Annotated in this window: 23 protein-coding genes; 9 read left to right on the top strand and 14 right to left on the bottom strand. The window is 69.0% G+C overall.

Features of this window, described 5'->3' with window-relative positions:
* Nucleotides 1-8 precede the first annotated feature (8 nt).
* A complete protein-coding gene (locus AC0L6G_RS02610) occupies nucleotides 9-722 on the bottom strand; it encodes a pirin family protein (RefSeq protein ID WP_293828092.1) in 714 nt (237 codons plus the stop codon).
* A 119-nt stretch (nucleotides 723-841) separates the two neighbouring features.
* On the opposite strand from AC0L6G_RS02610, the gene AC0L6G_RS02605 reads away from it, so the two are divergent.
* Entirely contained in the window at nucleotides 842-1,768 is a 927-nt protein-coding gene (locus AC0L6G_RS02605; RefSeq protein WP_293828093.1) for a LysR family transcriptional regulator, read from the top strand.
* Nucleotides 1,769-1,772: 4 nt separating this feature from the next.
* Here AC0L6G_RS02605 and AC0L6G_RS02600 read toward each other — a convergent pair whose 3' ends face one another.
* From AC0L6G_RS02600 to AC0L6G_RS02585, 4 genes are read right to left on the bottom strand one after another with little or no spacing between them, the layout of a single operon-like run.
* Nucleotides 1,773-2,072 (bottom strand): hemolysin, encoded by a 300-nt coding sequence (locus tag AC0L6G_RS02600; RefSeq protein WP_293828094.1) that lies wholly within the window; start codon nucleotides 2,070-2,072, stop codon nucleotides 1,773-1,775.
* 23 nt (nucleotides 2,073-2,095) lie between these two features.
* The gene (locus tag AC0L6G_RS02595) at nucleotides 2,096-2,410 is read right to left on the bottom strand and encodes a hypothetical protein (protein ID WP_291538878.1); all 315 of its coding nucleotides are present in this window, start codon (nucleotides 2,408-2,410) and stop codon (nucleotides 2,096-2,098) included.
* A gap of 14 nt (nucleotides 2,411-2,424) precedes the next feature.
* Entirely contained in the window at nucleotides 2,425-2,883 is a 459-nt protein-coding gene (locus AC0L6G_RS02590) for a DNA polymerase III subunit chi (RefSeq protein WP_293828095.1), read from the bottom strand.
* Nucleotides 2,884-2,902: 19 nt separating this feature from the next.
* Nucleotides 2,903-4,378 (bottom strand): leucyl aminopeptidase, encoded by a 1,476-nt coding sequence (locus AC0L6G_RS02585; RefSeq protein ID WP_293828097.1) that lies wholly within the window; start codon nucleotides 4,376-4,378, stop codon nucleotides 2,903-2,905.
* 142 nt (nucleotides 4,379-4,520) lie between these two features.
* Between AC0L6G_RS02585 and AC0L6G_RS02580 the strand changes: the two genes are divergently transcribed.
* The 7 genes from AC0L6G_RS02580 to AC0L6G_RS02550 all read left to right on the top strand — a co-directional run bounded on the left by AC0L6G_RS02580 (nucleotide 4,521) and on the right by AC0L6G_RS02550 (nucleotide 13,773).
* Nucleotides 4,521-5,657: an LptF/LptG family permease gene (locus AC0L6G_RS02580; RefSeq protein ID WP_291538869.1), complete on the top strand. Its 1,137-nt coding sequence runs from the start codon at nucleotides 4,521-4,523 to the stop codon at nucleotides 5,655-5,657.
* Between the two features lie 56 nt (nucleotides 5,658-5,713).
* Complete coding sequence (gene lptG / locus AC0L6G_RS02575) at nucleotides 5,714-6,814, top strand: LPS export ABC transporter permease LptG (RefSeq protein ID WP_291538928.1); 1,101 nt, start codon at nucleotides 5,714-5,716, stop codon at nucleotides 6,812-6,814.
* Between the two features lie 34 nt (nucleotides 6,815-6,848).
* Nucleotides 6,849-9,311: an LPS-assembly protein LptD gene (locus AC0L6G_RS02570; RefSeq protein ID WP_473252812.1), complete on the top strand. Its 2,463-nt coding sequence runs from the start codon at nucleotides 6,849-6,851 to the stop codon at nucleotides 9,309-9,311.
* Nucleotides 9,312-9,392: 81 nt separating this feature from the next.
* Complete coding sequence (locus AC0L6G_RS02565; protein ID WP_473252811.1) at nucleotides 9,393-10,772, top strand: peptidylprolyl isomerase; 1,380 nt, start codon at nucleotides 9,393-9,395, stop codon at nucleotides 10,770-10,772.
* The gene (gene pdxA, locus AC0L6G_RS02560; protein WP_293828103.1) at nucleotides 10,769-11,773 is read left to right on the top strand and encodes a 4-hydroxythreonine-4-phosphate dehydrogenase PdxA; all 1,005 of its coding nucleotides are present in this window, start codon (nucleotides 10,769-10,771) and stop codon (nucleotides 11,771-11,773) included. Before AC0L6G_RS02565 ends, pdxA begins: the two co-directional genes overlap by 4 nt.
* Nucleotides 11,774-11,781: 8 nt before the next feature.
* The gene (gene rsmA / locus AC0L6G_RS02555; RefSeq protein WP_291538859.1) at nucleotides 11,782-12,594 is read left to right on the top strand and encodes a 16S rRNA (adenine(1518)-N(6)/adenine(1519)-N(6))-dimethyltransferase RsmA; all 813 of its coding nucleotides are present in this window, start codon (nucleotides 11,782-11,784) and stop codon (nucleotides 12,592-12,594) included.
* A gap of 9 nt (nucleotides 12,595-12,603) precedes the next feature.
* Entirely contained in the window at nucleotides 12,604-13,773 is a 1,170-nt protein-coding gene (locus AC0L6G_RS02550) for a pyridoxal phosphate-dependent aminotransferase (protein ID WP_293828105.1), read from the top strand.
* A gap of 67 nt (nucleotides 13,774-13,840) precedes the next feature.
* Here AC0L6G_RS02550 and gmk read toward each other — a convergent pair whose 3' ends face one another.
* From gmk to fabD, 7 genes are all read right to left on the bottom strand, one after another.
* Nucleotides 13,841-14,482 carry a guanylate kinase gene (gmk, locus tag AC0L6G_RS02545; RefSeq protein WP_291538854.1) on the bottom strand — a complete coding sequence of 214 codons (642 nt, stop codon included), beginning with the start codon at nucleotides 14,480-14,482 and terminating at the stop codon, nucleotides 13,841-13,843.
* Nucleotides 14,472-15,338 (bottom strand): YicC/YloC family endoribonuclease, encoded by an 867-nt coding sequence (locus AC0L6G_RS02540; RefSeq protein ID WP_473253203.1) that lies wholly within the window; start codon nucleotides 15,336-15,338, stop codon nucleotides 14,472-14,474. The genes gmk and AC0L6G_RS02540 overlap by 11 nt, the downstream gene beginning before the upstream one ends.
* A gap of 14 nt (nucleotides 15,339-15,352) precedes the next feature.
* The gene (gene mltG, locus AC0L6G_RS02535; protein WP_291538851.1) at nucleotides 15,353-16,507 is read right to left on the bottom strand and encodes an endolytic transglycosylase MltG; all 1,155 of its coding nucleotides are present in this window, start codon (nucleotides 16,505-16,507) and stop codon (nucleotides 15,353-15,355) included.
* Nucleotides 16,508-17,779 (bottom strand): beta-ketoacyl-ACP synthase II, encoded by a 1,272-nt coding sequence (gene fabF / locus AC0L6G_RS02530; RefSeq protein ID WP_473252810.1) that lies wholly within the window; start codon nucleotides 17,777-17,779, stop codon nucleotides 16,508-16,510. It lies immediately after the preceding gene.
* Nucleotides 17,780-17,925: 146 nt separating this feature from the next.
* Nucleotides 17,926-18,165 (bottom strand): acyl carrier protein, encoded by a 240-nt coding sequence (locus AC0L6G_RS02525; RefSeq protein ID WP_008264317.1) that lies wholly within the window; start codon nucleotides 18,163-18,165, stop codon nucleotides 17,926-17,928.
* A 180-nt stretch (nucleotides 18,166-18,345) separates the two neighbouring features.
* A complete protein-coding gene (gene fabG / locus AC0L6G_RS02520) occupies nucleotides 18,346-19,086 on the bottom strand; it encodes a 3-oxoacyl-[acyl-carrier-protein] reductase (RefSeq protein WP_473252809.1) in 741 nt (246 codons plus the stop codon).
* 81 nt (nucleotides 19,087-19,167) lie between these two features.
* On the bottom strand, nucleotides 19,168-20,136 hold the full coding sequence (gene fabD / locus AC0L6G_RS02515) for an ACP S-malonyltransferase (protein WP_473252808.1): 969 nt from the start codon (nucleotides 20,134-20,136) through the stop codon (nucleotides 19,168-19,170).
* Nucleotides 20,137-21,027: 891 nt separating this feature from the next.
* Here fabD and AC0L6G_RS02510 point away from each other — a divergent pair.
* Nucleotides 21,028-22,791: a patatin-like phospholipase family protein gene (locus tag AC0L6G_RS02510; RefSeq protein ID WP_473252807.1), complete on the top strand. Its 1,764-nt coding sequence runs from the start codon at nucleotides 21,028-21,030 to the stop codon at nucleotides 22,789-22,791.
* Here the strand turns inward: AC0L6G_RS02510 and AC0L6G_RS02505 are convergent.
* Both AC0L6G_RS02505 and AC0L6G_RS02500 read right to left on the bottom strand, forming a co-directional pair.
* Entirely contained in the window at nucleotides 22,757-23,449 is a 693-nt protein-coding gene (locus tag AC0L6G_RS02505) for an LrgB family protein (protein ID WP_293828707.1), read from the bottom strand. The two genes, AC0L6G_RS02510 and AC0L6G_RS02505, sit on opposite strands and share 35 nt — an antisense overlap.
* Complete coding sequence (locus tag AC0L6G_RS02500; RefSeq protein ID WP_291539734.1) at nucleotides 23,446-23,835, bottom strand: CidA/LrgA family protein; 390 nt, start codon at nucleotides 23,833-23,835, stop codon at nucleotides 23,446-23,448. The genes AC0L6G_RS02505 and AC0L6G_RS02500 overlap by 4 nt, the downstream gene beginning before the upstream one ends.
* Nucleotides 23,836-23,850: the final 15 nt, after the last annotated feature.

Below are 23,850 nucleotides of genomic sequence, written 5' to 3'. Positions count from 1 at the left end.
CCTAAAAATCAGGCGGCGTCCACCAGGACGATCTCGGCGTCGGACAGGGCCTTGACCGTCACGACGTCCTCCTGGGCGATGGCTGCGCCGTCCCGGGCGTTCAGCCGCACGCCGTTGACCTCCACCTCGCCCTTGGCCGGCACCAGATAGGCGCGACGGCTGGCGCCCAGCGGATAATCGGCGCTGTCGCCGGCGTTCAGGGTGGCCGCCACGATCCGCGCATCGGTGCGGATCGGCAGGGCGCCTCCGCCGCTCTCGGAAGTATCGCCCTGGAAGCCCGAAGCCAGGACCACGAACTGACCGGCGCGTTCGCCCTTGGGGAAGGGTTTGGAGCCCCAGCTCGGCGCCCCGCCACGCTCGGTCGGTTCGATCCATATCTGGAAGATTCGGGTCAGTTCCGGCTCGGCGTTGTACTCGGCGTGGCGGATGCCGGCGCCCGCGCTCATCACCTGAACGTCTCCGGCGACCGTGCGACCCTTGTTGCCCAGGCTGTCCTCGTGACTGATCGCCCCGTCGCGGACATAGGTGATGATCTCCATGTCGGCGTGCGGATGGGGAGGAAAGCCCGTGCCGGCGGCGATCTCGTCGTCGTTCCAGACACGCAGGGCGCCCCAGCTCATCCGCTTGGGATCGTAATAGTTGGCGAAGGAGAAATGGTGTTTGGCGTTCAGCCAGCCATGGTTGGCGCCGCCAAGCGATTCAAACGGTCTGCGCTCGATCATCGGAGGTGTCCTTTCGCGCCGGAACGTCCGACGCCTTTGCTTGACGCCAAGATAGAGATCGGCGACCGATCAGAAATAGAAACTACCGAAACTCATCGTTTCCAACGGATCGCGCTTTCATGAACCGCCTGCCCGATCTGGAAGCCCTGGCCATCTTCGCCAAGGTCGCCGACGCCCAGTCGTTTTCGGGCGCCGCCGAGACGCTGGGTCTGTCCAAGGCGACGGTGTCCAAGGCGGTGACGCGGCTGGAGCGGTCGCTGGGGACCACCCTGCTGCATCGCACCTCGCGCCGGTTCGCCCTAACCGACGCAGGGCGCGGCCTTGCCGCGCGCGCCGCCCATATGCTGGCCGAGGCCGAAGGCGCAGTGTCCGAGGCGCTGGACATGGCGGTGGCGCCGCGCGGCCTGGTGCGTCTGGCCGCGCCCATGTCCTTCGGCATGGCCTATGTCGCCCCCGCCCTGCCCGAGTTCCTGGCCACCCATCCCGACATTTCGGTGGATCTGCATCTGTCGGACGAGGTGATCGACCTAGTCGGCGGCGGCTTCGACTGCGCCTTGCGGATCGCGGCCCTGGCGGATTCGTCCCTGACGACGCGCAAGCTCAGGCCCGTGCACCGGGCCCTGGTCGCCTCGCCGTCGTATCTGGAGCAGCGGGGTCGACCGACACATCCCGACGACCTGGCCCGCCACGCCTGTCTCAGCTACGCCTATATGCCCAACCCGGACGCCTGGCGTTTTACGAATGCGGCGGGCGAGGAGGTGGTGGTCCATCCGCACGGGCCGCTTCGCGCCAACAATTCCGACGCCCTGACCGCCTCGCTGTGCGCGGGCATGGGCATCTTTCCCCAGCCGGATTTCATCTATTGGAAGGACGTCGCGGGCGGCCATCTGGAGACGGTGATGACCGACTGGCGCCTTCCGCCCATCGCGCTTCACCTGGTGGCGCCAAGCAGCGGGCCGCGCCCGGCGCGGGTCACGGCCCTGATGGACTATTTGGCGGCGCGGTTCAGCGGGCCGCTGTGGCCCGGCGACACCGTGGGCCGTTGAGGCGTCAGCCGCACTTGACCTGCTGGATCACGCCCGTCGCCTGGTCGAAGACGAAGTTCACACGGTTCTCGCGATAATCCATCGTCGCCGGACAGGTGGTGCACAGGACGCGGAAGGTCTGACCCTGCGGCGCCGCCGGAACCGTCGAGCGATTGCGGCCGACATAGCTCTGATAGTCTTCGACCTTGCAGGGCTTGAAGGCGCTTTCGGCGCCGGTCGCAGGCGGGGTCGCAGCCGGGGTCTGGGCGCAGGCGGCCAGCGCCAAGGCGCCGGCGAACGACAGGGCGATCATGCGGGTGTTCATCGGGGTTTCCCTTCCTGGCCGGCTCAGCCGCAGCGGACCTGTTCGATGACGCCGGTCTGCTCGTTATAGAGGATATTCAGCCGGTAGGCCGAGAAATCCTGCGTCACCGGGCAGGTGGTGCAAGTCACGCGCCGGTTGACCACGTCGACCGGCACCGGGATTTCGCTGCGGCTCTTGCCGACCAGATACTGCATCTCGCCCGCCTTGCAGACATCCTCGGTCTGGGCCGTGGGCATCCGGCTGCCGACGGGCGGGTTCATCTGCGCCCGTTCGATCACGCGCGGCGCGGGCGCGTCCGCCGTCGGCGTCGAACAGCCCGCGACCAGGGCCAGCCCCATCAGGCCAGGCGCGATCAGGCCGCCCTTTCCCAGCGCCCCTCGTCCGACTGTTTCCAATAGGCCAGATCGGCGCCCTGCGCCTTCAGCGCCTTCCAGCGCCCGCGCGCGTGTTGCAGCGCCGGCTCGTCCCGACCGTCGAAAATGATGAAGCATCGCTCGAACCCTTCCGTTGCGCCCATGTCTGCGTCGTCGACGATGAACAGCGCCTGAGCGCCGTTCAGGTTCTCGCCCGTCTCGCTGAGAAGGACCGGCTGGCGCGCCGCATGGGGCTGATCCGACCGGCCGTGCGGCAGGAAACCGTCCTCGCGGAAGGTCCACAACAGTTCGTCGACATCGTCCAGCCGATGCGAATGCGCCGACTTCACCAGCGCCCGCCAACCCCGCTCGAGCGTCTTCTCCAGCAGGGTCGGCAGCACCTGGTCCAGCGACGACCGCTCCAGGTGGTAGAACCAGATTTCAGGCTTTCCAGTCACCCGGTTCTAGTTCCGGTCATCAGGCTTCGTAGGAATCCGCCACCATCCGGTCCAGGGTGCGGACGGCGAAGCCGACGCCGCCCTCGGGCACGGTGGGGCTGGGGCTCTTGTTGGTCCAGGCGGTGGGGGCGATGTCCAGGTGCGCCCACGGCACGCCGTTGGTGAAGCGTTGCAGGAACAGGGCGGCGGTGATCGAGCCGCCGGCGCGGCCGTTGCCGGTGTTCTTCACATCGGCGATCTTGGAATCGATGTGCTGCTCGTAGATGGCCGGGATCGGCATCCGCCAGAAGTTCTCACCCACCTTCTTGGCCGCCGCCAGGATCGGATCGGCGACGTCGTCGGAGTTGGAGAAGACGCCCGCGTAGTCCAGGCCCAGGGCCACGATCATGGCGCCCGTCAGCGTGGCCAGGTCGATCATGAACTTCGGCTTGAAACGCTCCTGCGTGTACCAGAGGGCGTCGGCCAGGACGAGGCGGCCTTCGGCGTCGGTGTTGATGACCTCGACCGTCTGGCCCGACATCGACACGACCACGTCGCCTGGGCGCTGGGCGTCGCCGTCGGGCATGTTCTCCACCAGGCCCAGCACGCCCACGGCGTTGACCTTGGCCTTGCGGCCGGCCAGGGCGATCATGGTTCCGGTCACGGCGGCGGCGCCGCCCATGTCCCACTTCATGTCCTCCATGCCCTCGGCCGGCTTGATCGAGATGCCGCCGGTGTCGAAGCAGACGCCCTTGCCGACGAAGGCCAGAGGCTGGGCGCCCGCCTCGCCGCCCTTCCACTGGATCACGGCCAGCTGGCTTTCGCGACGGCTGCCCTGGCCGACGGCCAACAGGGTGCGCATCCCCAGCGCCTCCATCTCCGCCTCGCCGAGAATTTCGACCTCCAGGCCCAGGCTCTCCAGCGCCTTGACGCGCTTGGCGAACTCGGCCGGATACAGGACGTTGGCGGGTTCGGACACCAGGTCGCGGGCGAAGATCACCCCATCCGCCACGGCCGACAGCGGCTCCAGCGCCGCCTCGGCCCCGCGCAGGTCGGTGGTCACGATGCGGACCATGGTGATCGACGCAATCTTGTCCGCCTTCTGCGTCGTCCGATACTTGTCGAAACGATAGGCCGCCAGGCGCGCGGCGAAACCGACACGCGCCGCCTGTTCCGGCGTCAGGTCCGAAGCGTCGATGGTCAGAACCTGCGCGCCCGACAGCTTGACCGCCGCATAGGCCGAGCCGCCGAAGGCCTCGACCGCCAGATCGTCCAGCTTGGCCTTGTCGCCCGCGCCGATCAGCAGCACGGCGTCGGCGTCCACGCCCGCAGGCGCGGGGATCAGCAAGCTTTGCCCCGCCTTGCCGGCGAAGCGGCCCTTGCTCATCGCCTTGGTCAGCGCGCCGCCGGCCTTGCCGTCCAGGGCCGAACCGGCGGGGGTCAGGGCGCGGTCTTCGAACACGGGGACTGCGACAATCTCGGCGGCGTCCACCGCGGCGACGAACTCGATCTTCATTCAATCAACTCCAGCCAGGCCCCACCCGGCTTCTGCAACGACGAAAAGACAATGGCGCGCCTGCTTGTCGCCGACGCGCCCTGATGTGCTACTAGATGCGCCTCAATGTCGCCGCCTGCAACCGGGCGAAGTCCATCCGCCCATGAACCTGATTCAAAGATACCTTTTCCGCCAGATCCTGTTCCCCGTGGTCGCCGCCTGCGCGGCGCTGGCGGGAATCGGAATCCTGAGCCAGAGCCTCGATCAGCTTCAGGTCATCGTCGAGCGCGGCCAGAGCGTGTGGGTCATGGTCAAGCTGACGCTGCTGGCCCTGCCGCAGCTGCTGGCGGTGATTCTGCCCATCGGCCTGTTCGTCGGCGCCCTGATCGCCCTGACGCGGTTGCAGCGCGAGCAGGAGCTGACGGCCAGCTTCGCCGGCGGCATGACCCGCTGGCAGGTGATTTCTCCGGCCGCCCGCATAGCCGTGCTGGTCGCCCTGGCCACGCTGTTCGTCAACGTCTTCCTCCTGCCCTGGGCGCAGCAGGAGGCGCGACGCCAGGCGTTCGACATCCGCACCGACCTGGCCGCCCTGTTGGTGGAGGAAGGGCAGTTCGTCCAGGGGCCTGACGGCCTGACCGTCTATGTCCAGCAGATCGAGCAGAACGGCCTGTTGAAGAACCTGTTCGTCTATCTGGACGACAAGGACAAGGTGACGACCTGGAACGCGGCCGAGGCGCGGTTCAGCCGCGACGCCGCCGGCACGCCCGTCCTGACCATGATCGACGGTTCGGCCCAGCGCTATTCGTCGGGGGGGGTGCTGGAGACCCTGTCGTTCGGCCGCTACGACTTTTCCCTGGCGCCCTTCGTCGGCGTGACCGACACCCTGCGGTTCAAGCCGACGGATCTCTATCTGCGACAACTGCTGAACCCGACCGCCAAGATCGTCGAGGTCGCGGGCGCGCGCGGGGAGCTTCTGGCCGAGGCCCATTCGCGCCTGTCCTCGCCCCTCTACGCCCTGGTCGCCATGGCCCTGGCCCTGTCGGCCATCCTGGGCGGCGCCTTCAGCCGCACCGGCTACACGCTGAGGATCGCCAAGGCGGCGGGCCTGTTCCTGCTGCTGCGGGTCGTCGGTTACGGCCTGGTGGCGGGGAGCGCCTGGAACGCCGGCTTGAACGTCCTGCAGTACGTCGTGCCCATCGTCGCCGTCGCCGTGTCGCTGCGGGTCCTGTTCCGCGCCCTGAAGCCGCGTCGCAGCCGCGGCGCCCGCGTCCTGCGCGATCTGAAGGCGAGGTTCGCGTGACCGCCCAGCCCCTCTCCGGCGCCGCACGTCCCATGCGCCGCACGCGCCGTTCGCACATGCCCCGCCTGGGCCTCATCGAGCGGTATGTTCTGGTTCAGCAATCCAAGTCCCTTGCGATCGCCTTGGCGGTGATTTCCGCCCTGGTCATGCTGATCGACTTCGTGGAGGTGTCGCGCGGCCTGGGGTCGGACCAGGACCTGTCGGCGGTGCGCATCTTCGGCCTGGTGCTGCTGAAGTCGCCTGCGGTGATCCTGCAGCTGACGCCGTTCGTCTTCCTGTTCGGCTCCCTGGCGGCCTTCATCGGCCTGAACCGGCGCAGCGAGCTGATCGCCATGCGGGCGGCTGGCGTGTCGGCCTGGCGGTTCGTCCTGCCCGCGGCGGGCATGGCCTTCGTGCTGGGCGTGCTGACGGTGACGGTCCTGGGGCCGCTCGCCTCGGCCGGCGACGGCCTGTGGCAGCGCGAGCGCGCGCGCATCTCCGGCACGGCGCCCGGCGGCGATCCGAACGCGGCGATCTGGCTGCGCGAAGGCGACGACCAGCGCCAGATGATCATCCGCGCCGGCCGTCAGGACCGCGCCAACGCCCGCCTGCTGGACGTCAGCTTCTTCATCTACACCACCGCGCCCGGCGGGGGTCGCACCTTCTCGGAACGGATCGACGCCAAGTCCGCCTCCCTGAACGCCGGCAGCTGGCGGCTGACCGACGCGGTCGGCGCCCAGATCGGCCAGCGCGCGGTTTCCTATTCCAGCCTCACCCTGGTCTCCAGCCTGGCCGACGAAGAGGCCTTCGAGCGGTTCGCCAGACCCCAGTCGACGCCCTTCTGGTCCCTGCCCAACCAGATCAGCCGCATCGAGAACGCCGGCTTCACCTCCACCGCCTATCGGCTGCGCTTCCAGCAGCTTCTGGCCACGCCCCTGGTGTTCGCGGCCATGTCCATCCTGGCCGCGGCCTTTTCGCTGCGCCTGATGCGGCTGGGCGACATGGCGCGGATGAGCGTGGCGGCCGTAGTGCTGGGCTTCGCCTTCTTCTTCCTGAATCAGTTTTCGTCGGCCATGGGATCGGCCGAGGTGGTGGCGCCGTTCGTCGCCGCCTGGCTCCCGCCCGTTCTGACGGCGCTCGCAGCCTTTACCTTGCTGTTCTATACCGAAGACGGCTAATCGGGCGCTCGCTTCTAAGGAATACGGATGGCCTATGCAGGGTGATCGCCAAGATCGGCGCCGCAACGCTTTCAGAGCCAGGCTTCTCGCCGGCGCCGCCCTGGTCGCCTGCGCGCCGCTGGCCGCGCCCGCCTGGGCCCAGACCCCTGCGCCGACGACCGCGGCGGTCCAGGTCGTCGCGCCGTCGGACGGTCTGGCGCCGGACGCCGTCTATGTGGACGCCGACCATGCCCGCCGCGTGGGCGATTCGATCGTCGTCAGCGGCACGCCCGAAAATCGCGCCTATGTCCGCACGCGCGGCCATGTGCTGCGGGGCGAGAACCTGTCCTACGATCTGAACGCCGGCTCCGCGACCGGCGAAGGCGATGTCGAGGCCGTCGCCCCGGACGGCACGGCGGTCTACGCCAGCCGGCTGGAACTGGACCAGAACCTGACCACCGGCGTCGCCGTCGACTTCGCCACCCGCCTGGCCAACGGCGCCAGCCTGATGGCCGCGACCGCCGTGCGGCGCAGCGAGACCGTCAACGAGCTGAACTACGCCCGGTTCACCCCCTGCCCGCTCTGCGACGCGGACGGCCCGCGCCGCCCCACCATCTCGATCCAGGCCGAGCGCGTGGTTCAGGACGAGCAGCTTCGGGCCATCCTGTATCGCAACGCCGTCTTCTACATCGGCCCCCTTCCGGTCTTCTACACCCCCTTCTTCGCCCACCCCGATCCGTCGGTGGAGCGGGCGTCCGGCTTCCTGGTGCCGATCGTCAACTACGACGAAGGGCGCGGGGTGTCGGTCGAGGTTCCCTATCTGCACGTCGTCTCCCCGTCCGAGGACTGGCTGATCAGCCCGCAGGTCAACACCAAGGTCGCGCCGCTGCTGAACCTGCAATGGCGCCGGCGGTTCGCGAACGGCATGATCGTGGCGCGCGGCGGCTATACCTACGAGCGCGACTTCGGCGACTTCGACCTGGACGGCGACGGCGATTTCGAAAGCAACGTCCGCTTCGGCGATCGCGAACACCGCAGCTATCTGCTGTCGCATGGCGAGTTCGATCCCGACGGCCCGTGGCGCTTCGGCTTCACGGCCGAACGCACCTCGGACAAGACCTTGTTCGACCGCTACGACGTGCGTTCGCCCTATCAGGACAACGGCCTCTACTACGGCGACCGTCGCCGGCTGATCAGCCAGATCTACGCCGAGCACCAGACCGACCGCTCCTATGTCTCGGTCGCCGCCTTCTCGATCCAGAGCCTGCGCCTGGACCCGGCCTACGCCGCCACCGACTTCCGCGACGCCGACGGTTTCAAGGTGTTCGAGAACGACGACACCCTGCCGCTGGTCGCGCCCCTGATCGACGCGCGGTGGGAGCCGCACGAACTGGTGCTGGGCGGCCGTCTGCGGCTCAAGGGTTCGGCCGTCTCCCTTTATCGCGACAGCTTCGTCGGCGCCCCGATCCTCAATCCCGAGATCGTGCCGCCGATCACGACGGGTCTGAGCGGCGTGGACAGCCGCCGCGTCACCGGCCAGATGGAATGGCGGCGCACCGTCATCCTGCCCGTCGGCGTGCGCATCGAGCCTTTCGTGGACACCCGCGTCGACCTCTATTCCATGTCGGACCTGCCGCCGATGATGGGGGTCGACAGCGACGCCACGCTCAGCCGCTCCCGCCTCAGCGCCGGGGTGGACGTGAGCTATCCGCTGATCAAGCGCGCGCGCGACGCCGACATCATCCTGGAGCCGGTCGGCCAGTTCTCGGTCTCCAACAAGGTCGACCTGGATCCCCGCATTCCCATCGAGGACGCCCAGGTTCTGGAACTGGACGAATCCTCCCTGTTCCGCATGGACCGTTTCTCCGGCTACGACCTGATGGAGGGCGGCGCGCGTCTGACGGCGGGCGGTCGCGCCACGATCCGCTGGTCCGAGGGCCGCAAGGCCAGCCTGTTCGTCGGCCGCAGCTATCGGTTCCAGCAGCAGGACGCCTTCAGGACCTCGATCCCCGACGCCCCCGGCCGGCTTTACGACCCGACCGGCCTGGCCTCCGAGACCTCGGACTGGGTGGTCCAGGGCGATTTCTCGCCGTCGGACCGCATCCGCAGCTGGGTCCACGCCACCGTCGACGGCTCGGGCGAGGTGCGCCGCGCCGAGGCGGCGCTGGACGGGCGCTGGGGCCGCCGCAACCTGGCGACCGTCAGCTATATCCTGGACCGCTCCAATCCGGTCGACGGGCCGCTGAACCGCAACTATGAGTTCGTGCAACTGATCGGCCAGCAGTTCCTCTATCGCAACTGGGGCGTGACCGTCGCGGGCATCGCCGATCTGGACGAGAACGAGATCACCCGCTCCGAGGTGGGGATGCTGTTCGACGACGACTGCTTCCGATTCGAACTGGGTTATCGCCGCGACAACACCCGCGCCCGGCCCGGCGGCCCCTCGGAAGGCGTGTATGTGCGCCTAAACCTCGCCACTTTCGGAGGTTCAGGTTATGGACAGGGCGACATGCGTTGAGCATGACGCTTTACGGGGCGCGACCGCCTGCCGGTCTGGCTGGCGGACCGCTGTGAGGAATCAGGACGAGCAATGGGTTTGATGCGTTATTCGACGGGGGCTGCGCTCGCGGCGCTCCTGCTCGCCGGTTCGGCCCACGGCCAGACGGCCCCGGCCCGGCCGCAGGGCCAGGCGCCGACTCAGGCCCCGCCCCAAACTCCGTCCCAGGCCGCCGCCGGCGCCCCCAACCCCGCCGCCGAGGAAGCTCCCGCGACTCCGCGCGCCGAGCCCCAGTTCGAAATGGCGGACGGCATCGTCGCCACCGTCAACGACAAGATCATCACCGGCTATGACCTGCGCCAGCGGATGCTGATGCTGATCGCCTCGTCCCAGGTTCAGCCGACCGAGCAGAACCTGCCCGCCATCCAGCAGGCCGCCCTGAACGCCCTGATCGAGGACCGGCTGAAGACCCAGGAGATGGCCAAGTTCGAGAGCCTGAAAGTCACCGACGAAGAGGTGGATCAGGAAATCGCGGAAATGGCCCGCGCCGCCGGCACGACCCCGGCCAACTATCTTCAGTTCCTGCAACAGGGCGGCATCCAGCCCGCCGCCTTCCGCGAGAACCTGCGCACCCAGATCGGCTGGAGCCAGCTGGTCCCCGGCCGTTTCAACAGCCGCGCCCGCCCCAGCAGCCTGCAGGTCGATCAGGAACTGCGTCGCCTGAACGAGGCGGCCTCCAAACCCCAGTTCCTGCTGGGCGAGATCTACATCGACGCCGCCCGCGTCGGCGGTCCCCAGGCCGCGCTGAACGGCGCGCGCCAACTGGTGCAGCAGATCATCCAGGGCGCGCCCTTCCAGGCCGTGGCCCAGCAGTTCTCGGCCGCCCCGTCCGCCAACGCCCGCGTGCCCGGCGACGCCGGCTGGGTCGTGCGCGATTCGCTTCAACCCGCCGTCCAGGCCGTGGTCGACCAGCTTCAGCCCGGCCAACTGTCCAATCCGATCGTCGTCGACGGGGGAGTCTACATCCTTTATCTGCGCGACAAGCGCGACGGCGCCTCCACCAGCCTGGTTTCGCTGCGCCAGGTCATGGTCGAACTGGCCGAAACCGCGTCCGAGGCCGATGTCGCCGCCGCCACCCAGAAGCTCCAGGCCATGCGCGCCGGCCTGACCTGCGACAACATCATCTCCCAGGCGCGCGCGACCGAGGGCGTGATCGGCGCGGACCTGGGCGAATCGGACGTGGCCAATCTGGCGCCCCAGTTCCAGCAGTTCGCCCGCACCGGAGAGATCGGTTCGGTCTCCACCCCGATCCGCACGCCGCTGGGCCTGCATCTGGTCGCCGTCTGCGGTCGTCGCGTCGGCGGGCCCGAGGCCCCCAACCGCCAGCAGGTCGAAAACCGACTGAGGGCGCAGAATCTTCAGGTTCTGGAGCGCCGCTACCTGCGCGACCTGCGCAGCGACGCCCTGATCGAGTTCAAGTGAGCCCAGCGGTCGCGCCTCTGGTCCTGACGCTGGGCGAACCCGCCGGCGTCGGACCCGAGATCGTCGCCGCCGCCTGGACCGCCCTCAAGGCCGAACCGCTGGCCTTCGCCGTCATCGGCGACGCCGGCCTGTTGCGCGACCAGGGCGTGGCGGTGCTCGAGATCAGCGATCCCGGCGACGCCGCCGGCCGTTTCGGCCGCGCCCTGCCTGTCATCCACCGTCCCCTGCCCGCGCCCGTCCGGGTCGGCCGCCCCGACCCCGCCAACGCCCCGGCGGTGGCGGACGGCATAGAGGAAGCGGTCGGTTTCGCCCTGTCGGGCCAGGCTTCGGGCGTCGTGACCGCCCCCATCGCCAAGGCGCCGATGTACGCCTCGGGCTTTCGCTTTCCCGGCCATACCGAATTCATCGCCGAACTGACCGCCGACGCCCCCTATGCCGGCACGCGCGGTCCGGTGATGATGCTGACGGCCCGCGACCTGCGCGCCTGCCTCGTCACCATCCACGTCGCCCTGGACCAGGCGCCCCAGCTTGTCACCGCCGAGCGTGTCGCCCGCACCGCCCGCGTCGTCCACGAAAGCCTGAAGCGGGACTTCGCCATCGCCCGCCCGCGCCTGGCCATGGCCGCCCTGAACCCCCACGCGGGCGAGGGCGGCGCCCTGGGTCTGCAAGAGATCGAAATCCTGATCCCCGTCGCCGAACAACTGCGCGGCGAAGGCGTCGACATCACCGACCCGAAGCCGGCCGACACCCTGTTCCACGATGCGGCGCGGGCGACCTATGACGCCGCCATCTGCATGTATCACGACCAGGCCCTGATACCGGTCAAGACGCTGGACTTCTGGGGCGGGGTCAACGTCTCCCTGGGCCTGCCCATCGTCCGCACCTCGCCCGACCACGGCACGGGCTTCGACATCGCCGGCAAGGGCGTCGCCCGCCCCGACAGCCTGATCGCCGCCATTCGCCTGGCGTCGGAGATGGCGGCGGCGCGCGGCGCGCGCTAACAGGGGCCGTGACCGACCTTCCCTCCCTTCGCGAAACCCTCGACGCCCACGGCCTGTCGGCGAAAAAGAGCTTCGGCCAGCATTTCCTGCTGGACCTGAACGTCACCCGCAAGATCGTGCGCCTGGCCGGCCCGTTCGACGGCCGGGCCGTGATCGAGGTCGGCCCCGGCCCCGGCGGCCTGACCCGCGCCCTGCTGGAATCCGACGCCGGTCCCGTGGTCCTGGTCGAGAAGGATCCCCGTTTCCTTCCCCTGCTGTCCGAACTGGACGACGGCTCGGGCCGCCTGACCATCGTCCAGGCCGACGCCCTGAAGGTGAAGGAGGCCGATCTGGTTTCCGGCCCCGCCCATCTGGTGTCCAACCTGCCGTACAATGTCGGCACGGCCCTGCTGATCAAATGGCTGACCGGCCCCTGGCTGCCGCACAGCCTGACCCTGATGTTCCAGAAGGAGGTCGCCGAACGGGTCGCCGCCGCTCCCGGCGATGACGCCTATGGCCGTCTGGCGGTCATCGCCCAGGCCGTGTGCACCGCCCGCATCGTCATGCACCTGCCGGCCGCCGCCTTCACCCCGCCGCCCAAGGTGGCCTCGGCCGTGGTCCATCTGGTGCCGCTGGATGAGCGCCCTTCGCCGGAACGCCTGAAAAGCCTGGAGCGCGTCACCGCCGCCGCCTTCGGACAGCGCCGCAAGATGCTGCGCTCCAGCCTGAAACAACTGGGCGGGGCGGCCCTGTGCGAGGCCGCCGGCATCGAACCCGACGCCCGCGCCGAAACCATCGACGTGGCCGGCTTCCTGCGGCTCGCGGACGCCCTTCCTGCCTGAAACCCTGCCATGACCGTCGAACCCTTCCGCGCCATCTCCGTCAGCCGCCTGGCCCACCAGTTGAAGGCCGAAGGCCGCTCGATCATCCACATGGAGTTCGGTCAGCCGTCGACCGGCGCGCCCGCCGCCGCCATCGCCCGCGCACATCAGGTGCTGGACGCCGAGGCGATGGGCTATTGGGAAAGCCCCGACCTGCGCGCCCGCATCGCGCGCCTGTACGACGAGCGGTACGGCGTGGCGGTGGACGCCGAGCGGATCGTCCTGACGAACGGCGCCTCGCCGGCCTTGGTCCTGGCGCTGAGCACGCGGTTTCGGCCCGGCGACCGGATCGCCCTGGCCCGACCCGGCTATGTCGCCTATCGCAACACCCTGCGCGCCCTGCACCTTGAGCCGGTCGAGATCGCCTGCGGCCCCGAGACCCGGTTCCAACTGACCGCCGATCAACTGCGCGCGCTCGATCCTGCACCCGCCGGCGTCATCATCGCCAGCCCGGCCAATCCGACCGGGACCATCATCCCCGACGCCGAGCTGGCCGCCATCGCCGAGGTCTGCCGCGCGCGAAACATCGCCATCGTCTCGGACGAGATCTACCACGGCCTCAGCTACGTCGGCCCGACCCCGTCCATGCTGCAGTTCGCGCCGGACGCGACGGTGATCAACAGCTTCTCCAAATACTGGAGCATGGCGGGCTGGCGCCTGGGCTGGCTTCTGGTTCCCGCATCCCAGGTCCCGGCCGCCCGCGCCTATATCGGCAATATGTTCCTGACCCCGCCGTCGCTCAGCCAGCATGCGGGCCTGGTGGCCATGGACGCGACGGACGAGCTGGAGGGCCATATCCGAACCTACGCCCGCAATCGCGAGCTGATGCTCCAGGCCCTGCCGGCCCTGGGCCTGAGACAGATCGCCCCGCCCGACGGCGCCTTCTACATCTGGGCGGACATCGGCCACCTGACCGACGACAGCGTGGGCTTCTGCGAGCAATTGCTGCGCGACACCGGCGTCGCCGCCGCGCCCGGCGTCGACTTCGACCCCGTCGACGGCCATCGCTTCATCCGGTTCAGTTTCGCCGTCTCGACGCCCGAGATCGAGGACGCCCTGAACCGGATGCGTCCCTGGTTCGCCGCCCGTCGGACGGCGCAGTTGGCGCCAACCCCGCCCCCGGCCCCGACTCTGGGATGAAAACGGGTCGGCACCGCAGCATGGCATAGGTCCCGGGCAGCGGACCGCCCGGCCTCCGCCGTTTTTCTCAGACCGCTTCGCGCAGCAGGGCGGCCTTGTAGTCGCCGACCCACAGGTTTCTGAACCGACGCGACCGCTCGGCGTGATAGATGTGGGCCAGTTCGGCGTAGGAACGGTCGAAGTCCTCGTTGACCAGCACATAGTCGAAGGCGTCGCAGTGTTCGATCTCGCCCTTGGCGTTGGCGACGCGACGTTCGATCACGTCCTCGGCGTCCTGCGAGCGCGTGACCAGGCGCCGGCGCAGTTCTTCCAGGCTGGGCGGCAGGATGAAGACGCGCACGGCGTCCTCCGGGCATTTGTCGGCCACGTCGCGCGCGCCCTGCCAGTCGATGTCGAACAGGACGTCGCGTCCCTCGGCCAGGGCGCGGTCCACCGGCGCGCGGGGGCTGCCGTAACGATTGCCGTGGACGTCGGCCCACTCCAGGAAGGCGTCCTGGTCGATCAGCCGCTGGAACTGGTCGTGGCCGACGAAATGATAGTCGCGCCCGTCCACCTCGCCCGGCCGGATGCCGCGCGTGGTCATGGAGACCGAAAGCTCCAGCCCCTTGTGATCCGCCATCAACCTTCGGCACAGCGAGGTCTTGCCCGCGCCCGACGGGCTGGCGACGATCAGGAGGACGCCCCGGCGGGGCGTGCGTTCATTCGACATTCTGGACCTGCTCACGCAACTGTTCGATGACGGCCTTGAGCTCCAGGCCGATTCCGGTGAGCGCGGTCGTAGCCGATTTCGAGCAGAGGGTGTTCGCCTCTCTCATGAATTCCTGCATCAGGAAGTCGAGTTTGCGCCCGGCTGGCGCCGAGGCCACAAGCTGGCGGGCCGCCGCGACATGGGCGGCCAGCCGGTCCAGCTCCTCGCGCACATCGGCTTTCGCCGCCAAGGCTGCGGCCTCCAGGAATATCCGTTCGTCCAGACCGGGCGCGTCCGGCGCCAGTTCGGTCATGCGGCGGGCGAAACGTTCGCGAATGGTCTCGACCTGGGCGGCCGCCTCGCCCTCGGCCTGGGCCGTCAAAGCCTCGATCCGGGCGATGAAATCTTCCAGCACCGGCGCCAGCAGCGCGCCTTCCTGAAGCCGCGAGGCTTTCAGCGCATCCAGGGCCTGTTCGACCGTGCGGCTCATGGCCGTCTCCAAGGCGGCGCGCGCCTCGGGGTCGTCCACCTCTTCCGGCGCCTCGATCACGCCGCGCAGGGCCAGCAGTCCGTCCGCCGACGGCGGAGTGGCTCCATCCTCGGCCAGTTCGTTGGCCAGGGTCAGATAGCGCGCCAGCACCGCCGCATTGATGGCGACCGCCGCTTCTCCCGCGTCGGTCCGCTTCGCCTGCACGCCGATGTTGACCTGTCCCCGCGCGAACCGCGCCTGGACCGCCGCCTTGGCCGTCCGTTCCAGACCGTCAAAGCCGTTCGGCCCCCGGAACCGGACCTCCAGATTGCGCCCGTTGACCGAACGCGCCTCGACCGCCCAGGTCCAGCCCTCGGCCGCCCCGTCCGCCCGGCCGAAGCCGGTCATGCCCGACAATGCGCTCACCGCGTCGCCCCCTGGCTGGCCCCGGCCGGCAGGGTGATGGTCGCCTGACCTGCGGGTTGTTCGGCGGGCGGCGTCATCGGGGCCGCGACGGCGCCCGGCGCGACGGGAACGGGCGCTTCCGGCGGCAGTCCGGCCTTCTGCCGCTCGATCTGGCGCCAGCGCGCCACGTTCTGTTGGTGCTCCTCATAGGTCAGGGCGAAGGCGTGGCCGCCTGTCCCGTCCGCCACGAAGAACAGCGCGGGGTCCGCCGGCGGGTTCAGCACGGCCGCCAGCGCTTCCTTGCCCGGATTTGCGATGGGCGTCGGCGGCAGGCCGCTGATCTGATAGGTGTTCCACGGCGTTGCGGCCAGCAGTTCGGAGCGCAGGATGCCGCGCCCCAGCGGCCGTCCCTTGGTGACGCCGTAAACGATGGTCGGATCGCTCTCCAGCCGCATTCCGGCCCGCAGCCGGTTGGAGAAGACCGCCGCCACGCGCGGCCGCTCCCCAGCCAGCGCGGTCTCCTTCTCGACGATGGAGGCCAGGATCACCGCCTCCTCCGGCGTCTTGGCCACGGTCGCGGGCGAGCGCTGGCTCCACAGCAGGCGTAGATTCTCGGCGGCCGCGCGCTGCATCCGGTCGATCACCGACTGGCGGGTGTCCCCACGCGACACCTCGTAGGTGTCGGGCCACAGGCTGCCTTCCGCCGGCGTCTCGGCCACCACGCCGGTCAGCACCGGCTCCTTGTTCAGGATGTCCACCGCCTGAAGCGACGACCAGCCTTCGGGCAAGGTCACGAAATGGCGCACCACCCGCCCCTCGACCAGCAGTTTCAGAACCCCGGCCAGGGAGGTTCCCGACGGCACCTCGTATTCGCCCGCCCGCAGCCGGCGGTCCGCCCCGGTCAGGGCGGCGGCGGCCTTGAACAGGTCGGGGGACCGGATCACCCCCTCGGCCTTCATCTTGGCCGCGATGGCCGAGACGCTCGACCCGCTGGCCAGGGTCACGACCGTCCTGTCGCCCTGCCGGGCCGAGGGGCCGGGCGCATAATAGACGGCCCAGACCGCGATCAGCGCCGCCAACAGGAACAGCCCGAAGGTCGCCGACGCGCTCAGCAGCGAGACCGTGAACCCCGACCGTCCGTCCGACTTCTCGACCCGCCCCCGCCCGAACACTCAGTCCACCTTCCTGAAGATGACCGAGGCGTTGGTGCCGCCGAAGCCGAAGCTGTTGGACATGGCCACATCGATCTTCATCGGCTTGGCCTTGTTGGGCGCCAGGTCGATCGGCGTCTCCATCTCCGGGTCGTTCAGATTGATGGTCGGCGGCGCGATCTGGTCGCGGATGGCCAGGACGCAGAAGGCCGCCTCTATGGCCCCTGCGGCGCCCAACAGGTGCCCCGTCATCGACTTGGTGGACGAAACCGTCAGGTTCCTGGCGTGATCCCCCGCCAGTCGCTCGATGGCCTTCAGTTCGATCCAGTCGGCCATCGTCGACGTGCCGTGGGCGTTGACGTAATCCAGGTCCGAAGGCTCCAGCCCCGCCCGCTTCAACGCCATCTTCATGGCGCGCAGCCCCCCCTCGCCGTCCTCCGACGGGGCAGTGATGTGATAGGCGTCGCCGCTCATGCCATAGCCGACGACCTCGGCGTAGATCCTGGCCCCGCGCGCCTTGGCGTGTTCGTATTCCTCCAGCACCATGACGCCTGCGCCCTCGCCCATGACGAAACCGGCGTGGCCTCGATCGTATGGGCGCGACGCCGTCTCGGGCGTGTCGTTATAGGCGGTGCACAGCGCCTTGCAGGCCAGAAAGCCGGCGATGCCGATCGGCACGATGGAGCTTTCGGCCCCGCCCGCCACCATCACCTCGGCGTCGCCCAGGGCGATCATCCGCGCCGCGTCGCCGATGGCGTGGGCGCCGGTGGCGCAGGCGGTCACGACCGAATGGTTCGGCCCCTTCAGCCCGTGGCGGATCGAGATCTGGCCCGAGGCCAGGTTGATCAGGGCCGAGGGGATGAAGAACGGGCTGACCCGCCGCACCCCCTGCTCCTTCAGCACGATGGCCGTGTCCGCGATGGGCCCCAGGCCGCCGATGCCGGAGCCGATCATGACGCCCGTGGCCTCGCGGTCATCGTCCGTCTCGGGCTTCCAGCCGGCGTCGGCCAGGGCCTCGTCCGCCGCCGCGATGGCGTACAGGATGAAGTCGTCGACGCGCTTCCTGTCCTTGGGCGACATGATCTTGTCGGGGTCGAAGTCGCCCTCGCCTCCGCCGCCGCGCCCGTCCACGCTGGGCACCTCGCCGGCGATGGTGCAGCCATAGCCTTCGGTGTCGAAGGCGGTGATCGGGCCGATGCCCGAGCGTCCCTCGACGATGCCCTTCCAGCTCTTCTCGACGCCCCAGCCCAGGGGGGTCAGCAGACCGATGCCCGTAACGACGACGCGGCGCATGGTGCGTGCTCCTTCAGATCCATACCTCCCCGACGGAATCACGGATTCGTCGGTCGAAAACAGTAAAGGCCGCCGGGCGGCTCCGCTAGGAGCGCCGGGCGGCCCTTTGAACCGTCAGCCTGTTCGGCCGATCTCGGCGACTGGGATCAGCCGGCCGACTTTTCGTCGATGAACTTGACCGCATCGCCGACCGTCTGGATGTGCTCGGCGGCGTCATCCGGGATCTCGATGTCGAATTCTTCTTCGAAGGCCATCACCAGCTCGACGTTGTCGAGCGAGTCGGCGCCCAGGTCGTCGATGAAGCTGGCCTTTTCCGTGACCTTGTCCGGATCGGCGTCCAGGTGGTCGATGACGATCTTGCGAACGCGCTCGAGGGTGTCGGACATGAGTGTCTCTCTGCCTGTTTGAAATCGCCGTAGAGGCGGGGGTAGCTCAGGAAATCGCCGTCTCACGGCAGCGAAGGCGACGCAAGCCCGAAAGCCCGAACCGCCGATGCATCCGACCCTTTAGCACAGGCTTTCGGGCTGGAAATAGTCTGTTGCGCGTCGTGATCTGGACGTTTGGTCCTAAATCATCGCCATGCCGCCGTTCACGTGCAGCGTCTGCCCCGTGACATAGGCGGCTTCGTCGGACGACAGATAGACGGCGGCGGCGGCGATCTCCTCGCCGGCGCCCAGCCGCCCGGCCGGAATACGGCCCAGGATGGTCTCGCGCTGCTGGTCGTTCAGCACGTCGGTCATCGGCGAGGCGATGAAGCCCGGCGCGATGCAGTTGACGGTGATCCCCCGCGATCCGACCTCCTGCGCCAGCGACTTGGAAAAGCCGATCATCCCGGCCTTGGACGCCGAATAGTTGGTCTGGCCCGGATTGCCGGTCACGCCGACGACCGAGGTCACGCCGATGATTCGCCCCGCACGGCGCTTCATCATCCCCTTCACCGCCGCGCGGGTCAGGCGGAAATAGGATTCCAGGTTGATCTGGATGACGGCCTGGAAGTCCTCGTCCTTCATCCGCATCAACAGGCCGTCCTTGGTGATCCCCGCATTCGCCACCAGGATGTCCAGCGGCGCGCCCGCCGCCGTCTCGGCCGCGTTGACCAGATTGTCGACCGATTCCGGGTCCGACAGGTTCGCGGTGGCGAAATGCGCCCGCTCGCCCAGTTCCTTGGCCAGATCGGCCAGCACCGCCTCGCGCGTGCCCGACAGCACCACGGTCGCCCCTTGAGCGTGCAACGCCCGCGCCACGGCCCCGCCGATGCCCCCCGTCGCGCCCGTCACCAGCGCGGTCTTGCCTGCAAGATTGAACATTTTGTCTCTCCGAGAGTGGCGAGTGATTAGTGGCGAGTGACGAGAAAAAGCAAAGCGGTATGGCGAACGGCTCGCCACTCGTCACTCGCTGCTCGTCACTCCCTTCGCGAACGCTTCCAAATCTTCCGGCGTGTTCAGCGGCAGGCTTTCCGCATCCGGCGCGATCCGCTTGGCCATGCCGGTCAGCACCTTGCCCGAACCGATCTCGGCGAAGCGGGTCACGCCGCCCCCAGAACCGGAAGCGCCGGCCATCCATTCCATGCTCTCACGCCAGCGCACGCGACCCGTCACCTGTTCGACCAGCAGGCGGCGGATGACTTCCGGGTCGCTCTCGGGCCGCGCCAGGACGTTGGCGACCACCGGAACGACCGGCGCGACGATCTTCGCCTCGGCCAGGGCCTGGGCCATCTCGTCTGCGGCCGGCTGCATCAGCGGACAGTGGAAGGGCGCCGAGACGTTCAGCGCAATGGCCCGCGCGCCCAGTTCCTTGGCCTTCTCAATGGCCCGGTCCACGGCCGCCTTCTCGCCTGAGATGACGATGTTTCCGGCGTTGTTGTCGTTGGCCACCACGCAGATGCCGACCTCCGAACCGGCCGCCGCCGCCGCTTCCGCCAGGGCCAGATCCGTTTTGGGCCCGATCAGCGAGGCCATCGCCCCGCGTCCCACCGGCACGGCCCGCTGCATCGCCTGGCCGCGCAGCTTCAGCAGCCGCGCCGTATCGGGCAGAGAAATCGCCCCCGCCGCCGCCAGGGCCGAATATTCGCCCAGCGAGTGACCGGCCACATAGGCCGCGCTCGCCACGTCGAAACCGAATTCGACCTTCAACGCCCGGATCGCCGCCATCGACACCGCCATCAGGGCGGGCTGGGCGTTCTCGGTCAGGGTCAGCTGGTCCTCGGGGCCTTCGCGCATCAGGACCGACAGCTTCTGGCCCAGGGCCTCGTCCACCTCGGCGAAGACGTCGCGCGCCGAACCGAAGGCGTCCGCCAGGGCCGCGCCCATGCCGACGGCCTGGCTGCCCTGTCCCGGAAACAGAAGTGCGAGGGCCATCGACCCCTCCCTGAATCGTTCATCAAGGCGCGGAGCCGTAAGGCCAGACTTCCGTCAGGGCAAGCGGGGGCGCCGGAGTCCGGCGATCTCCGCCTCACATCGTCGGCGCGACAGGGGCCGGACCGGAACCTCATCCTCGCCCCCCTCGTCTCCCATCATGCCGGCCCGCCTGTCTTCCTTGCCCGCCACCTCGTCATCCTCGGCGCTCCCTCGTCATCCTCGGCCGCCATCTCGTCATCCTCGCCCACCATCTCGTCATCCTCGGCCTTGTGCCGAGGATCCATAATCCCGGTGTTCGCCGCCGGCCCCCGATCCTAAGACCGAGCGTATGGATCCTCGGCACAAGGCCGAGGATGACGGATTTCAATGCCAGCCATCACAATGCGGCTGGTGCATTCCCCGCGAATCCAACCGCTTGGCGAATTATCTCCCCCATCATCCATCCCCCCTCCGAAACGCGCGTATTCTAAAGCCGTCTCGTCGCACCGGAGGGCTCGTAAGGCCTGCGACCTTGCGGCGGCGGGAGCGGATGGAACGGGAGCGATGGTGAAACTCCATCGCGCCGACATCGACTCATGGAGCGGTGTCGGAGGGTCGAGGGGGATACTCGGCCGCACTCGGGACGGGGTTTCGCAGACCCCGCCGACCCGTCGCAAGCTTATGGGGTTAGGCGATAAGACCGCCACCGCTCGACGCCCCGAGCTTGCAGGCCAACCAACCGCGCGGAGCGTCATACCCTTCGTCGAAACGGTACTTACAAACTCACACTCCGGGCGAAGGCCCGGCGCTCCGCCCAGCCCTCCAACTTCGCAGCGAAAGCGCGAGGCCGATCGGCCGCGTCCGCAAGGACCCAATTCACCCGCGCGGGAATCTCGCCTACAACCCATCATCATGGCCACGCTTCCTCCCGACACGCTGGCGGCGTCTCTCGCGCGCATTTTCGAGGGCCGCATGATCGACCGGGCCAGTTGGTTCGCCCTGACCGGCGGCGAGCCGCTGTTCACCGAAGGCGATCCGGCCGACACCCTGTATCTGCTGCGTTCGGGGCGTCTGGGCGTGTTCCGGCTGGAGCCGGACCAGCCCGCCCATCTGCTGGGCGTGGTCAAGGCGGGCGAGCCGGTGGGGGAAATGGCCATGCTGGCCGGCACGCCCCACACCGCCAGCGTCGTCGCCCTGCGTGACAGCGAGATCCTGGCCCTGCCGCGCGAGGCCTTCTTCGAGGCCGCCCGCACCGAACCCGACCTGATGGTCGAACTGTCTCGACTGATGATCCATCGGGCGCGCGAGCGCACGGCGGGCGCGTCGGAGCCCAGCGTCTTCGGCTTCGTCTCGGCCCGCCCCCGCCCCATCCGCGCCTTCGTCGAGCGGATCGGCGCCGCCATTCAGGCGATGGGCTTCACCTGTCAGGTCATCGACCAGTCGGCCCTGGCCTCGGCCTCGGAATGGTTCAGCCGGGTGGAGGGCGCGCACGACTATGTCCTCTATGTCGCCGAACAGGATCAGCCCGCCTGGGCCAGCCTGTGCGCGCGCCAGGTGGACCGGATGTTCGTCGTCGGCAGCGGGCTTCTGGCGCCGCCGTCCAACGTGCCGCGCCGCCACGGCTTCGGCGACGGGCGCCGGCTGACCGACCTGATCCTGCTGCGCGATCCCCGGATGCACCATCCGGCCAACACCCGGGTCTGGCTGGACGCGCTCCAGCCCGACCGCTGGTTCCACTGCGTCGAGGGCGTGGCCGCGGACGCCGAACGCATCGCCCGCGTCGTCACCGGCACGGCCGTCGGCCTGGTCCTGTCCGGCGGCGGCGCACGGGCCTATTGCCACATCGGCGCGGTCAAGGCCCTGCAGGACGCCGGGATTCCCATCGACTTCACCGGCGGCGCCTCCATGGGCGCCGTGGTCGCGGCGGGTCCGGCCCTGGGCTGGGATCACGAACGGCTGGATTTCGAGATCCGCCGCGCCTTTGTCGATTCCGACCCCCTGTCGGACCTGGCCGTGCCCATCATCGCCATGTCGCGCGCCCGCAAGGTCGCGGGCCTGTTGCAGCGCGCCTATGGCGACATCGACCTGGCCGATCTGTCCCTGCCCTTCTTCGCGGTGTCGTCCAACCTGACCTCGGGCCGGATCGAGGTGCACCGGACCGGGCTGATGCGCCAGGCCATGCGCGCCTCCATCGCCATTCCCGGCGTCCTGCCGCCCGTCGTCATCGACGGCCAGGTGCTGGTGGACGGCGCGGTGCTGAAGAACTTCCCCACCAGCGTCATGCGCCAACTGAACAGCGGCCCCATCGTCGGCGTCGACATGTCCCAGACGCGCGGCGTCGATCCCCAGGCGCTGGAGAATCCGCCGTCCTGGTGGAAATGGGTCCTGTCCGGCGCCTGGAAGAGCGGCCCGCCCATCGTCTCGATCCTGATGCGCTCGGCGACCATCACCACAGACACCGAGATGGAGCAGGCCCGCGCCGACGCCGACGTCCTGGTGCTGCCCCAGATCAGCGGCAGCGACATCCGCGACTGGAAGACCTACGACGGTCCCGTCGCCGCCGGCCATGCGGCCATGACTGCGGCGCTGGAGGCCCTGCCCTGCCCGGTCCAGCGCCTCCGCCATCGCCCGACGGCCGGTCCTAGAGAAACAGGGCCAGAACCGACAGAAGCGTAGCCGTCGCCACCGCATTCAGCGCCATGCCCAGGCTGGCGAAGGCGCCGGCCGTCTGGTCGACCTGGAACGCCCGCGCCGCGCCGAAGCCGTGGGCCGATACGCCGACGGCCAGGCCCCGCGCCCGGAAATCGGTGATCTTCATGGCGTTGAACAGGGGCGTCGCCGTCATGGCGCCGATCACTCCGGCGATCAGCACGATCACCGCCGCCAGGGCCGGAACCCCGCCCAGCTGCTGGGCCACCGCCATGGCCACCGGCGTCGTGGTCGCCCTCGGCGCGATGGAAGCCAGGATGTCGTGCGGCGCGCCGAACAGGGCCAATATCCCCACCGCGCTGACCACCGCCGTCGCCGCCCCCGCGACCAGGGCCAGGCCGATGGGAACGGCCAGCCGCCGGATCAGCGCCCGCTGCGCCCACACCGGAACCGCCAGCCCCACCACCGCCGGCCCCAGCAGGAAGCTCAGCGCCTGCGTCCCCGCCCAATAGGTCTGATAGGATGTACGCGTGGCCAGCAGCAGGCCGATCAGCACCGGCGTCGCCAGCAGCACCGGATGGCACAGCGGATGGCGGCCGCTGCGTCGCGACAACTGGTCGGCGCCCTCGAACACCGCCAGCGTCACGGCCAGCCAGAACAGGGGCGTGGTCAGAAGCTCCCTCATGGCGCGACCGGCTCTTGCGGCTCCGCCTCGGCGTCGGGCGGCCCGAACCGCCTGACCGCCCAGCGGAACACCAGGGCCGTCGCCGCCATCGTCAACAGGGTGGAGACCGCCGTGGCCGCCAGGATGCCGACCCCGTATCGCGACAACGGGCCGCCCTCGTCGATCAGCCCCACGGCCGCCGGGACGAACATGATCGACAGATGCGCCGTCAGCCAGGCCGTCACCGCCTTCAGCGTCGGCCGCTCCTTCGGGACCAGCGCCAGCCAGGCCAGCAGCAGCAGCAGCCCGATCACCGATCCCGGCAGGGGCAGGCCCGTCAGCCGATGGAGGATCTCCCCCGCCAGTTGACAGAACAGCAGCAGGGCGATGGCGCCGATCATGGTCATGTCGGTCGTGGCCTC

The organism is Brevundimonas sp. D3-1P (assembly GCF_055809335.1).
The sequence above is the reverse complement of the archived record's forward strand: the minus strand, read 5'-3'. Positions and strand labels throughout refer to the sequence as shown.